The following is a 12,171-nucleotide window of genomic DNA, read 5'->3' on the forward strand; positions in this document are numbered from 1 at the left end:
CCGTGCTAGTCCCGTTGCTCGGGGGACGAACCGGCCGTTTCGTCGACCTCGAACGTCGAGAGCCGGTCCGAGAGCGTCGCCGCGCGGTCCTGAAGCTCCTCTGCCTGCTCGGTGACCGTCGAGATTGTCTGGCTCTGTTCGGTGGCTGCGTCGGCGACGGACTCGGCCTGGTCCGTCACGCGTCGGCTGATCTCGGCCACGTCGTCGATGTCGGCGGCGACCTCCTGGGTCGTCCGTGCCTGCTCGCCCGTCGCCCGGTCGATCTCGCGGGCGTTCTGGTCGGTCTCTTCCACCCGGTCGACGATGTCGTCGAGGGCCGACAGCACCTCCTCGACCGTGGTCGAGGCCTCGCCGACAGCGTCGCGCATCTCGTCCATCGCGTCGACGGTCCGGTCGGTCTGTGACTGGACCGCCGCGATCCGGTCGGCGATGTCGTCGGTCGCGTCCTGGGTCTCCTCGGCCAGCTGTTTGACCTCGTCGGCGACCACCGCAAAGCCCGCGCCGTCGCCGCCGGCGGTCGCCGCCTCGATGTTGGCGTTCAGCGCGAGCATGGTGGTCTGGTCGGCGATCTCGGCGATCAGGTCGGCCACGTCACCGATAGCCCGGACCTGTTCGTCCAGGTCGTCCATCTGCTCGACCGTCTCGCCGGCCTGGGCCTGGAGTTGCTCCATCTCGTCGAGGGCCGTCTCGGCGGCCGCGCGGCCCTCGGTCCCGCGCTCGACGGAGTGCTGTGCGGAGTCGGCGACCTCGCTGGCGTTCGCGGCGACCTCCTCGACGTTTGCCGACAGGGTCGAGGTCTCCTCGGCCATGTCGTCGAGGCGCTGGCTCTGGTCGCTCGCCCCGGCGGAGATACGGCGGACCCGATCCGTGACCTGCTGGCTGCGGTCCTCCACGTCGGTGGCCTGCTCGACCACGTCGACGCTCGCGGCCGCCACGTCGTCGGCGAACCGGTGGACCTCCGCGACCGTCCGCTCTAGGTCGTCCATCATCTCGTTGAACGCGGCCGCGATCTCGACCATCGCCTCACTGTCGACATCCTCGTCGAGCCGGCGATGGAGTTCGCCGTCGGCACAGGCCCGCATCGTCTCGCCGTAGGCGGTGGCTTGCTGCTGGAGCTGGTCCGAGAGTTCCCGCGCGCGGTCGCGTGCCGCCTCGGCCTCGGCCTGTGCCGATTCGGCGTCGCTACGTGCGGCCTGTGCGTCCTCCAGCGCGGCCTCCGTCTCGGCGAACTGCTCGCGCAACGACGTGCGCATCCCGTCGAAGCTCTCGAAGAGCCGGCCGATCTCGTCTGCCCGCCGGGTCGACAGTTCCACGTCGAGGTCGCCCGCCTGCATCTGTTCTGCCCGGCGGCGGAGCCGCGTCAGCGGAACGACCGTCTGGCGGCCCAGCGCGGTGGCGACGACGCCCAGCACCAGGATACTTCCCAGGACGATCCCGAGGACGTTCCGCCCGACCGAGCGCCCGATCGCGTAGGCCTCACTCGTCGGGAGCGAGACCGTCACCACCCAGTCGGTCTGTGCGACCGGGGCGAAGGCCAGCACCCGACTGTCCCGTTCGAGCGCCCCGACGGTGCCGTTCTCCGCGGCCGCCGTGAAGGCGGTGCTGTCGGTCACCGTCGTCGCGTTCGCCGCGCCCGCTGGCGCCAGGACGACATCGCCGTTCGGATCGACGACGGTCGTCCGTGCAGCGGTCCCCCCGCCGGCGACGCCGTCGAGTCGGGCGCCGCCCGAGCCCACGACGACGACCGCGCGGTCGGTGTCGGGAACGGGACTGACGAAGGCCATCACGGTCTCGTTCGACCGCTGGTAGGCCGAATCGCTGATCGCGACCACGGAGGGGACGCTGGCGTACTGCTGGACCGACTCGACCTGGCGGGTCCAGGGCTGGTCGGTCTCGGCGATGGACTGGCCCGCCAGGTCGAAGGCGGTGCTGCTGCGGACCTCGCCGGCGTCCGTGTCGACGACGTGAACCGCGAGGATGTCGAGCGTGCCGAGGTTCTGTGCGTCCCGTAGGTAGCGGTCGACGACGCGGGTCTGCTGGGCCTGCATCGGCTCGGCGGCGGAGATAAACCGCGTCTGGACCTGCATCTCCTCGACCCACCCGCCGACGGCGGTGGCCTGCATCGACGCCCGGGACTGGAGCTGTGTCCGAGTGTCTTCACGTAGTTCCGATTGTATCTGGAGGTAGCTGCCGGTGCCGATCGCGGCGATCACGACGAGGACGACCAGCATCGAGATCGCGAACTTTGCGGCGTACCGTCGCCGGACGAACTCCGGGGTGAACCGGCGAGCCGCGTCTCCGACGACGGCGACCGCCGTCTCGCGGACCCGACGCTCCCCGTCGTCGGAGGACGCTGTCTGCTCTGACATACGAGAGGCGTCTGAATAGTGGTATTTAATAGTTCGGCCCCAGCTATCAGATTCGAGGTCGACGATCTGGTACGTGGGTGGTGATCACACCACAACCAATATATACTATCCGGGCAACAGAAAGCCCGTGCCCTCACGACGACGCTTCCTCGCGACAGTCGGTAGCACAGCCTCGGCAATCGCACTCGGATCCGGGTCGGTCGCTGCACAGGAGAGCGACGACACGGGACTCCCCGAGGGGTTCCCGCCGGTCGACGAGATCAGTACGACCAAGCCTCCATCGGTCCCGGATTCGTTCCCGACAGTCTCGACGGACGGCCACTTCTCACCCATGTCGGACCCCGGTGAGGTGTCGCTCGTCGACGGCGAGACGCCGACGAGTTACGACCTCCAGGGCGACTGGAGCGGCTACGGGGACGCCGACGAGATCCAGGTGTACGTCCACGGGTTCGTCGACAGCGTCCCACATCTCTGGGGGCGGTACCTGGCAGATCAGGCCCGGACCGGTCTCAGATCGGCCGGCTACACCGACGCCCTCAGCGTCGCGTTCACCTGGGACTCGGACGTGGGCTGGGCCGACGCGAGCGAGATCGCCGAGCGGAACGCGCTCAAGTTCGGCCAGTGGATCCGGGACATCCGGGAGTCCGACGACCGCCCCGTCCGGATCGTCGCCCACTCGCTTGGCGCGCGAGTCACCTGTTCGCTGCTGGAGGAACTCCACCTCGACGTGAGCCGGTTCTACAGTTCCGGTGGTTCACACCACACCCCTGGAGAGAACGTCGTCGATTCGGTCGCGCTGCTGGGCGGCGCCATCGACAACGACACGGTCCAACTGAACAGGCGGTGGGGCGAGGCTATCGAGTACGCCGCCGGCGAGTTCTACAACTACTATTCGGACAACGACGCGGTGCTAGGACAGGGATACTACGCGATCGACCAGACCGACGCGGTCGGGCACACCGGGATCGCCCACGCCCCCGAAGCACCGGAGAACTACACCGACCGGAACGTCACCGACCAGGTGGAGGCGCACGGCGACTACGACAGCGCCGACAACGAAGTCGGGGTCCTCGACGAGGTGGTCGAGGACTTCGGCGTCTGAGCGGGGCGCACTCCCCGTCTGTTCGGGGCCTGCGTAACACTTATAATTCTGATGACCCACCCCACGAGTATGAGCCAGCAAGCAGCGTCACGCCTCGACAAGCAGATGCTCATCGGCGGCGAGTGGGTCGACGCCGACGAGCGGACAGACGTTATCCACCCCTACGATGGGGACCTCGTGGGGTCGATCCCGATGGCGACCGAACAGCAGGTCGTCGACGCGATCGACGCCGCCGAAGCCGCGTTCGAAGCGTCGGAGCTGTCGGCCTACCAGCGCTACGAGTACCTCCACGAGACCGCCCGTCTGGTCGAAGAGCGGGCCGACGAGATCGCGACCATCCTCACCAGCGAACAGGGCAAGCCGATCTCGGAGGCCCGCGGCGAGGTCGACCGCGCCGTCCAGACGCTGGACCTCTCGTCCGAGCAGGCAAAGCGGATGTTCGGCGAGTACGTCCCGATGGACGCCCAGAAGGGTTTCGCCCGCGATCACTGTTTCACCCAGCGCGAGCCGCTGGGCGTCGTCGCGGCGATCACGCCGTTCAACTTCCCGCTGAACCTGATGGTCCACAAGGTCGGGCCAGCACTGGCGGCCGGTAACGCCGTCGTCGGCAAGCCCGCCTCGAACACCCCCCTGACCTCGATCGCGCTGTTCGAGTGTCTCGACGACGCCGCCGACGCGGTCGAGTTCGACGTACCGGATGGCCTGGTCAACATCGTCACCGGTTCGGGCTCCGCGACCGGCGACGTGATCCTAGAGCACGAGGCCGTCGAGGCCATCTCCTTCACCGGGTCGACGCCGGTCGGGAAGTACCTCGCCAACAACAGCGGGATGAAAGAGCTCACGCTCGAACTGGGCGGTAACGACCCGACGATCGTCTGGGACGACACCGACCTCGAACAGGCGGCAGTCCAGGTCGTCGGCGGCGCCTGTTCGAACGCCGGCCAGGTGTGCAACAGCGTCGAGCGCGTGATCGTCCCCGAACGCATCGAAGACGAGTTCGTGGAGCACCTCGTCGACGCCTGCGAGGATCTCGTCGTCGGCGACCCCTTCGAGGAGGGGACCAACATCGCCTCGATGGTCGACGACAGCCAGTTCGACGATGTCGTCGAACTCTTCGAAGCGACCGTCGACGCCGGCGCCACCGTCGAGTGTGGCGGTAACTACGGCGGCGACCTCGGCCCGCGGACGTTCGAGCCGACCGTCCTCTCGGGCGTGACCCCGGACATGCCCGCGGCCAAGGAGGAGACGTTCGGCCCGCTGGTCCCGGTCATCACCGTCGAGGACTTCGAGGAGGCACTTGCGGAGGCCAACAACACCAACTACGGCCTCGAAGCCGGCCTGTTCACCCAGGACATCGACCGCGCGAAACGCGCGGCCGACACCATCGACGCCGGCGGCGTCAACATCAACACGGTCAGTGGCTTCCGCGCCGATCACATGCCCTACGGCGGGTTCAAGGACTCGGGCGTCGGGAAGGAAGGTATCAAGTACGCCGTCGAACACTTCTCCCGGGAGAAACTCGTCGGCTTCCACCAGGGCTTCAACGCGTAAGTTCCGGTACGGCGCCGTTTTTCAGTCGACGCTGACCCATCGATCCGTCTCGGCGGCCTCGTAGATCGCTTCCATCGCGTGCATGTCGACGAGGCCGTGGTCGCCGTCGGGGCGGATGGGTGCGTCGCCGCGGAGTCGGTCCGCGAAGTAGTCGAACTCCTCCAACATCTGGTCGACCTTCTCGACGGTCACCGACGCTCGGCCGTCGCCACGGGAGACGTGGAGCTGTCGGGACTGGTCCTGGAAGAAGGCCGGTTCGACGCGGACCTGGCCCTCGGTGCCGGTGACGGTGATCCCCGAGGACTGGCGGGCGTTGTGGCTGGCGTAACACTGGCCGTACACCTCGTCGGGGAACTCCACGGAGAACGCGACCGTCTCGTCGACCTCGCCGAACGCGTCGTGGGTGCTGGACGTGTTGCCGGTGACCGCCAGCGGGTCGGCGTCGAGCAGGAAGCGCGCGGTGTTGAGCGGATAGATCCCGATGTCGAACAGCGCGCCGCCGCCGGCGAGTTCCGCGTCCAGACGCCACTGGTCGGGGTTCGGGTCGATGCGGTCGAGCAGTCGCTGGGACATGTCGCCGGTGACCGACATCGGCTCGCCGACGTAGCCGTCGGCGATCAGTTCGCGCGCTCGGCGGACGGCCGGTTCCGTGTGCATCCGGTAGGCGATCATCAGCTCGACGCCGGCGTCGGCGGCGGTGTCGCGGAGGCGGGCGGCCCGCTCGCTGTCCCGCTCCATCGGTTTCTCACAGAGGACCGCCTTCCCGAACTCGGCAGCGGTCTCGACGTACTTCAGGTGCAAGGCGTTGGGCGTGACGATGTAGACGGCGTCGTACGCGTCGCGGGCGGCGCCGTCGTGGAACTCGTCGTAGGTGATCCCGTGGTCGGCACCGTCGGTCTCGGCGGCGATGCGCTCGGCCTTTTCGGTCGAACTGCTGACCATGACGGCCGGTTCACAGCGGTCGCTCGCCTCCAGTGCTGGCAGGGCTCGCCCTTTCGTGAACCAGCCCAGTCCGATGACCGCAAACCGAACGGGGTCGACGGTGTCGGCGTCGACCGTTTCCCAGTCGCGTGCGCAGCTATCTTCGACGATGGCACTCAGGTCCATATCGGGACCACTGGCCCGTGGCTCATAAATCGACCCCTCGCGGTGAACGAAACGGTTATATTTCAAAAGACAGAGTGCTAATCCGTGGCGCCCGAAGAGCCAGATATCTGTCCGTATCCCGGCCACGATACCGTCAGGTGTCCCGAGTGTCGGACGGACATCCCCGGTCTCGTCCCGGACGGGAGCCCGGAGGACCCGGAGCCGCGCTGCCCGGCCTGTGGCGAAGTCATCGACACGGTCATCATCACCGACGGGTGAGCCGCCGGACCGTGGTCGGAAGTGTTAGTAATAAATGTTTTCGTGCGTGGAGACTGCGACGGCCCGAGTTCGACGGTGACGGAAATCTTTATGAGGAGTACGAGTAAACAAATCGGACAGTGACCGAACAGCGTCGGCGGCCGCTGTTCCGGACCGGAGGATCATGACAGCGACACACGTCGGCTCGACCGAGTCAGGGGCGGGAGGTCCACAGGTTGTGCTGTGTCCACACAGCGGTCAGCCACCCACGAGAACCACGATCGACTCCGGCCGGAAGGTCGGAACGCCACCGGCAACGACGGAGCGATGAACTTAGAAGAACGGATCAGGCGGCGGCAGCGACCGACCGACGAGGCGACACTCGTCACCGAGTGGGAGCCGCTGTCCCCGGTCGCTCACGTCGAGGAACCGGTCAACCGGGCGATGGTCATCGAGCGAGTGCTCGACCACTTCGATCCGCTGTTCGAACGTCGGACGCCGCCGAACCTCTATCTCCACGGCCCCGCCGGGACGGGGAAGTCGGCGGTCGTCACCGCGCTGTGTCAGCACCTGGACCGGTACCCGATCAGTTCCCGCCCGGTGATCTACACCACGACACGTGTGGCCGAGGAGTCGCCGGTCGTGGTGTATCTGGACGCGCGCCGGATCACCAGCGAGTTCGAGTGGTACCACTCGCTGCTCGACGAACTCGTCGAGGAGTCGGTCCCCGAGCGGGGTGTCGGCACGGATCGCCTCGAGACACGGCTGCGAACCCTGCTTCGGGATCGGACGACGAAGTTCGTCGTCGCGATCGACCACTTCGACGAACCGACCGTCGAGGTCGAACGTTTCGTCGAGCGACTGGACTCGCTCCCGGACAACCTCTGCTGGCTCGCCGTCGGCAGGACGCCACCCGGGGCCACGCCGGTCGCAGAACTGACCGCCGACGCGATCGAGTTCGACCCGTATCGACAGCAGGTCCTGACGGACGTGGTGATGGCGCGTGCCTCGCTGGGACTGAGTGAGAACGTGCTGGACCACGACCTGGCACGGGAGATCGCGGAGCGGGCGGACGGGAACGCACACGACGCGCTGACGGCGCTGTCGCTGGCGACGGGCAGGGCAGTCGACGCGGGCCGGACGACGATCACCGACACCGATATTTACACCGCGTTCGAGGACATCCCCGACGACGGCGTGGCGCTCGGGCGTGTGCTGTCGCTTCCGGAGAACCGCCAGGCAGTCCTGCGTGAACTCGTCGACATCCCGCCGGACGAACGGCGATCGGTCGCCAGCGCCACGCGGGCGATCGACCCAGAGCTCTCGCTGTCGCCGGGGACGATCAAGCGGTTTGTCTACGAACTCGCGGAGGCGGGCGTGTTGAAACGGATCGAAGCCATGACGAACACGTCACAGGGACGGCGACCGAGCCGCGTGGAGTATCTGTTCCCGGCGGAGGCGTTTCGGCGGCTGTACGACCGGCGACAGTAGCGAACCCGACGGTTTCGTAGTCGTATTTCGCATTTATAAGAAGAGTGGCGAGAAAACAACCGTGAGTGTATCTTTTCGTATCGAGGTGCCGATATTTTTCCGCGGGTTCGCGATTTTGGTATCTAAAGTAGCGCTGGGAGGTTCCCGTTCGGTCTGTCCAGAGTCGTATGCGTGAGAGTGTCGGTGGCCGATCGCTGTCGCGGCTGTCCGAACGGCGGTTGACCGGAGCCGCGGCGAGGGTGGCGTCGAACGAGGAGTGACTTCGACGGTAACGATGTTCGGGTGTAGCCGATAGGGCCACCTTACGGCGGGTCGTCGGTCCGTTACAAAGAGCGGGGAGAGCGATCGGTAAGCTATGCACGCCGAGAGTACGAGTGCTGGCGAGTTCGGCGACAGAGCGAGCGCGGTCCCGGTCACCACCGACAGATGACAGCCGGCGAATCGCTGAACAGACGGCAGTTTCTCCGGGCGGGGCTCGGGACCGCACTGGCAGCCGGGGCCGGGACAGCGGCCGCCCAGGAAGGGACGACACACACGGTCGAGATGACGGACGGATTGGTGTTCGACCCGGACGACCTGACGATCGAACCGGGCGATACGGTCGTCTGGGAGAACGTCGGCGCCATCGGACACTCGGTCACGGCCTACGAGGCGGAGATTCCCGAGGAGGCGACGTACTTCGCGAGCGGCGACTTCGACTCCGAGGACGCGGCGCGGAACAGCTACAGGGCCGGCGATCCGGAGAGCGGGGACATCACAGAGGGGATGACCTACGAACACACGTTCGAGGTCGCCGGGAGCTACGACTACTTCTGCATCCCACACGAGTCCGCCGGGATGGTCGGCACGATCCAGGTCGGCGGCGACGGCGGGAACGGTGGCGGCGACGGCGGGAACGGCGGCGGCGGGTTCGTGATTCCGGAGGTGCCCGACAGCGCCAGAACGCTCGCCGTCTCGGCGACGATCACCTTCCTGAGCGTGCTCGGACTCTCCTACGTGTTCATGAAGTACGGCGGCGACTACCTTGAGGACGACGCCACGGAGTGAGCGGTGGCTGTAGCGCGGGCTTATCCGCGTATCGAGTGCATACTAAAGAGGAACTCAGGAGCAAGACTGTGTGTGATGAGACGGCACATCAGCCTATCGAAACGGCGGCGCTCGGGCGAGCGCGCCCGTGTCAGACAGGGACCCGGCGGTGGGAGCAGATGAGCAGCGAGGAACGGCCCACGGACCCGATCGGGCCGGCCCGGACAGCGTCTGCGGGGGCCGTCGAGTCAGACACAGGGGCGGAGTCGGTGAAGTGCCGACAGCTTCGTGAACTGTTCGAGGACGTGACCGGGACGGATCGGATCGTCGAGAAACAGGAGTCCTCCGGCGCCTCCCGCTGTGTCGCGGACGACCCGTCGGGAGCCACCATCGCGGAGTACGTGAGCAGCATGGTGCGAGACGACGGCCTCGGCGAGACACTCGCCGAACCCGACACCGGGTCGACGCCGGACTGATGTCCGTGCTCGGCGGTCGGTCCCCGCTGCCGGCCCTCACATGAACATCCGATCGTCCGGATACTCCGAACTCACGTCGCTCCCGCCGGCACCGCGGGACTCCATCCGGCTGGCGAGTTGCTCGTAGTACTGTTTGAGTTGGTCACCGAACGTCCTGAGGTCCGTCTCGTCGACATCGAGGTCGTAGAGCCCTTCGAGCGCGTCTATCAGCCGCAACGCCGCGTCGATATCCGGGCCGGGGAGATGCGTCGGCGTGATGAGAACGCCCGTTTCGGGGACCGTCTCGTCCAGACTCCGGGTGACCAGTTCGCCCACGATACCGTCCAACAGGCCGCCCCGGAGCGGCGAGAGCGACGAGTCGGCGAGCCGGCGGTCCCGGTAGGCCGGCGTCGCGACCGAGAACACGTCGTGTTCCTCCGGTCCGTGAGGGAACGGGACGCCGTGGAGGACGGTGATCTCGTCGACGGCGCTTGGCTCGATCCAGTCGAGCAGCGCGTCGACGTAGCCGCGACCGGCACCGACGGGGACGAACAGCTCCTCAATGAGGATAGTCATGTCAGCGCCAGTGTGCGTGAACAGCCGGCCGTGGTGACGCGGGACGCCGTCCTCGAACGGCGCGATGGCCGGGAGGTCGTTCGGGGCGACGTGGCCGATGAGCGTCGCGTCGAGGTGCCGGACCAGGTGATCGACGGCGGTAACGCCGGCCATCCCCGGGTTCGCCTGGCCGACGAGCAGCGTCGATCCGATGGGCTTGTGCTCCGTGGTGTCGATGCGAAAGGTGTCTGCGACGGACATCCGTGGGACGTTGGCGACCCCGGCCCGTAGTTAGCGGTCACGTTCCCGGTCCCTACCGGACTGTTACCGTCGTGTCGGAACGGACAGCGGACCGGGACTCGCCGACAGCGTAGATCGCTCCCGATGGGCCCCGTACCGGCGATTCCCGCGTGGCTAGGACCCGGTTACTCCTGGGGCCGCGGCGACCGACCGTGTCAGGACGATCGTGTGGAGTTATGTCACCCCGCACCGATCGTGTCGGTGAGGTATCATGCCAGTCTCAGACCTTGCGCGAACGGACGTGATGACAGTCGATGGCGACCAGACCGCCGGTAACGTGGCGACGGTCATGGCGGAAGAGAACGTCGGGAGCGTGATCGTGGAAGAGGACGACAGGCCCATCGGGATCGTCACCGACAGAGACCTCGTGATCCACGTTCTCGAACCACGGCGGGATCCGGCCGAGATGACCGCCGCGGACATCATGACCGAGACGCTCTCGACGGTTCAGGGTGACATGGGGCTGTTCGAGGCGACCGCGAAGATGCAGGCCGATACCGTCCGTCGGCTCCCGGTCGTCGACGACAGCGGCCTGATCGCGGGGATCATCACGCTGGACGACATCCTGCAGTTGCTCACCGAGGAACTCCAGAACCTCGCGAGCGTGGTCGAAGCGGAGTCGCCGCCGTACTGAGTCCGGACGGAACGACGCGCTCAGACATCGAGGACGGCTTCGAGAACCCACCCGTCGTCGTCTTCTACGACCCGCATCTCGCTGTAGGTCGGTGCTTTGAGGTCCATCGCTCGCTCGTCCGGGTCGATGGCCGCCCCGACGAGCGTCCCAGACAGTTCGAACCCGTCGTCGCTCCGGTGGATCGAGAGCCCGGTGATCCCGGTGACGACCGCATTCTCGACATCCTGAAAGAGGATCACCCGGTCGAGGAGGTCGAACAACAGCGCCTCGGCTGTCCGGGCTTCGATCGCTACCTGCCGGGTCCGTCGCTCCCCCGCAGGGACCGGGTCACCGTCGGTGACGATCGCGGAGACGGCATCGAGGGCGGCCCGGAACGCGGCGTCGAGCGACTCCCCGCGTGCCCTGAGTTTCACGTCCGCCGGGTGAGAGAGCAGTTCGTACGGCACGATCGGTGACTACGTTGTCCAGGCGGTAAGGCTTTCCTCGGGGTCAGAACCGGGACAAACAGACTGCGGCCGTCACTGGGAAGCGTTAGCGAGCGCGGTGTCGGCCCACGCTGGCCGCTCGATGTCGCGGCCACCGAGGCTGAGGACCTCGTAGCTGACATCGACGACGCCCGGTTCGCTCGTCGCGCCCGAGGAGACCGTGTACGTCCCGGACGCCTCGAACTGCAGAACCCGGCCGCTGGCGTCGACGACCAGGCGCGCCTCGTAGTTCCGGAGGTCCGTCCCGTTTTCCGGGAGGACGGCCGACGCGTTCGTCGAGGTCGCCGCCAGCGTCACCAGATACCGGCCGTCGCTGGTCTGGCTGTCGACCACCTCGAAGGTCGACGCGGTAAGGTGTGACCGGAGCGCGCCGGTCCCGGTGAGATCGGCGGCGCTCGCCGGCGGCCCGGTGGAGTACCGGACCGTGTCACCGACCTGGCCGCGCACGACCTGGCGGCTCCGATTACCCCAGGTGTCGAACCGGGAACTCGGTGCGCCCGCTCCGGAGGTCACTCGATACCGGTACTCGGTCTTGTTCGACTCGACGAGCGTCCGCTGGCGGCCGACGATCGTGACGACCTGCCCGTCCCGGACGAGCGACCGGTTCGCCCGGTAGTCGTTCTCGAACCCGGCGGCGAGCATCGCGTCACTGTGGGCAGCCAGCAGCGCCGCGGGGTCCGTGAGCCGCCCGTCAGAGATCCCGGGGACGGCCGCCGGTCCCGACACTGAGGCATCGGTTGCGGACGGCGTCTCGGGCGCCGGTGCCCCGCCGAAGCCGTTACAGCCGGCCAGAACGACCAGAGCCAGCAGACACACGCCGAGTCGCGAACCTCGCATACCCGCCGGTCGTCGTCGCACG

Annotated in this window: 12 protein-coding genes; 7 read left to right on the top strand and 5 right to left on the bottom strand. The window is 67.2% G+C overall.

Translation table 11 applies throughout. The features are described from left to right. Positions 1-5 precede the first annotated feature (5 nt). Positions 6-2,369, bottom strand: coding sequence for a methyl-accepting chemotaxis protein (locus P1L40_RS19960; protein ID WP_284011138.1), 2,364 nt, complete (start codon positions 2,367-2,369; stop codon positions 6-8). A 127-nt stretch (positions 2,370-2,496) separates the two neighbouring features. On the opposite strand from P1L40_RS19960, the gene P1L40_RS19965 reads away from it, so the two are divergent. Further along, positions 2,497-3,471 carry a DUF726 domain-containing protein gene (locus P1L40_RS19965; protein ID WP_284011139.1) on the top strand — a complete coding sequence of 325 codons (975 nt, stop codon included), beginning with the start codon at positions 2,497-2,499 and terminating at the stop codon, positions 3,469-3,471. 69 nt (positions 3,472-3,540) lie between these two features. Further along, the gene (locus P1L40_RS19970; RefSeq protein ID WP_284011140.1) at positions 3,541-5,022 is read left to right on the top strand and encodes an aldehyde dehydrogenase family protein; all 1,482 of its coding nucleotides are present in this window, start codon (positions 3,541-3,543) and stop codon (positions 5,020-5,022) included. Positions 5,023-5,043: 21 nt separating this feature from the next. Here the strand turns inward: P1L40_RS19970 and gfo6 are convergent, their stop codons facing one another. Beyond that, positions 5,044-6,129, bottom strand: coding sequence for a D-xylose 1-dehydrogenase Gfo6 (gene gfo6 / locus P1L40_RS19975; RefSeq protein WP_284011141.1), 1,086 nt, complete (start codon positions 6,127-6,129; stop codon positions 5,044-5,046). An 84-nt stretch (positions 6,130-6,213) separates the two neighbouring features. Between gfo6 and P1L40_RS19980 the strand changes: the two genes are divergently transcribed. The 4 genes from P1L40_RS19980 to P1L40_RS19995 all read left to right on the top strand — a co-directional run bounded on the left by P1L40_RS19980 (position 6,214) and on the right by P1L40_RS19995 (position 9,359). Continuing rightward, complete coding sequence (locus tag P1L40_RS19980) at positions 6,214-6,387, top strand: hypothetical protein (protein WP_284011142.1); 174 nt, start codon at positions 6,214-6,216, stop codon at positions 6,385-6,387. Between the two features lie 222 nt (positions 6,388-6,609). Beyond that, positions 6,610-7,857 carry a Cdc6/Cdc18 family protein gene (locus P1L40_RS19985; protein WP_284011143.1) on the top strand — a complete coding sequence of 416 codons (1,248 nt, stop codon included), beginning with the start codon at positions 6,610-6,612 and terminating at the stop codon, positions 7,855-7,857. A 426-nt stretch (positions 7,858-8,283) separates the two neighbouring features. Then, the gene (locus P1L40_RS19990; RefSeq protein ID WP_284011144.1) at positions 8,284-8,904 is read left to right on the top strand and encodes a plastocyanin/azurin family copper-binding protein; all 621 of its coding nucleotides are present in this window, start codon (positions 8,284-8,286) and stop codon (positions 8,902-8,904) included. A 158-nt stretch (positions 8,905-9,062) separates the two neighbouring features. Beyond that, entirely contained in the window at positions 9,063-9,359 is a 297-nt protein-coding gene (locus P1L40_RS19995; RefSeq protein ID WP_284011145.1) for a hypothetical protein, read from the top strand. A 36-nt stretch (positions 9,360-9,395) separates the two neighbouring features. On the opposite strand, the gene P1L40_RS20000 is transcribed toward P1L40_RS19995, so the two are convergent. Continuing rightward, the gene (locus tag P1L40_RS20000) at positions 9,396-10,154 is read right to left on the bottom strand and encodes a proteasome assembly chaperone family protein (RefSeq protein ID WP_284011146.1); all 759 of its coding nucleotides are present in this window, start codon (positions 10,152-10,154) and stop codon (positions 9,396-9,398) included. A 250-nt stretch (positions 10,155-10,404) separates the two neighbouring features. Between P1L40_RS20000 and P1L40_RS20005 the strand changes: the two genes are divergently transcribed. Beyond that, on the top strand, positions 10,405-10,827 hold the full coding sequence (locus P1L40_RS20005) for a CBS domain-containing protein (RefSeq protein WP_284011147.1): 423 nt from the start codon (positions 10,405-10,407) through the stop codon (positions 10,825-10,827). Between the two features lie 20 nt (positions 10,828-10,847). Here P1L40_RS20005 and P1L40_RS20010 read toward each other — a convergent pair whose 3' ends face one another. Together P1L40_RS20010 and P1L40_RS20015 are read right to left on the bottom strand one after the other, a co-directional pair. Next, positions 10,848-11,273, bottom strand: a complete 426-nt coding sequence (locus tag P1L40_RS20010) for an archease (RefSeq protein WP_284011148.1) — start codon at positions 11,271-11,273, stop codon at positions 10,848-10,850. Positions 11,274-11,345: 72 nt separating this feature from the next. After that, positions 11,346-12,149 carry a DUF7537 family lipoprotein gene (locus P1L40_RS20015; protein ID WP_284011149.1) on the bottom strand — a complete coding sequence of 268 codons (804 nt, stop codon included), beginning with the start codon at positions 12,147-12,149 and terminating at the stop codon, positions 11,346-11,348. Positions 12,150-12,171: the final 22 nt, after the last annotated feature.

It is taken from the genome of Haloarcula pelagica (genome assembly GCF_030127105.1).
Taxonomy (GTDB): Archaea; Halobacteriota; Halobacteria; order Halobacteriales; family Haloarculaceae; genus Haloarcula; species Haloarcula pelagica.

Coding starts and splice junctions, on each gene's coding strand:
- P1L40_RS19960 (WP_284011138.1), bottom strand. CDS start 2,369: ATGTCAGAGCAGACAGCGTCCTCCGACGACGGGGAGCGTCGGGTCCGC.
- P1L40_RS19970 (WP_284011140.1), top strand. CDS start 3,541: ATGAGCCAGCAAGCAGCGTCACGCCTCGACAAGCAGATGCTCATCGGC.
- gfo6 (WP_284011141.1), bottom strand. CDS start 6,129: ATGGACCTGAGTGCCATCGTCGAAGATAGCTGCGCACGCGACTGGGAA.
- P1L40_RS19990 (WP_284011144.1), top strand. CDS start 8,284: ATGACAGCCGGCGAATCGCTGAACAGACGGCAGTTTCTCCGGGCGGGG.
- P1L40_RS19995 (WP_284011145.1), top strand. CDS start 9,063: ATGAGCAGCGAGGAACGGCCCACGGACCCGATCGGGCCGGCCCGGACA.
- P1L40_RS20000 (WP_284011146.1), bottom strand. CDS start 10,154: ATGTCCGTCGCAGACACCTTTCGCATCGACACCACGGAGCACAAGCCC.
- P1L40_RS20005 (WP_284011147.1), top strand. CDS start 10,405: ATGCCAGTCTCAGACCTTGCGCGAACGGACGTGATGACAGTCGATGGC.
- P1L40_RS20015 (WP_284011149.1), bottom strand. CDS start 12,149: ATGCGAGGTTCGCGACTCGGCGTGTGTCTGCTGGCTCTGGTCGTTCTG.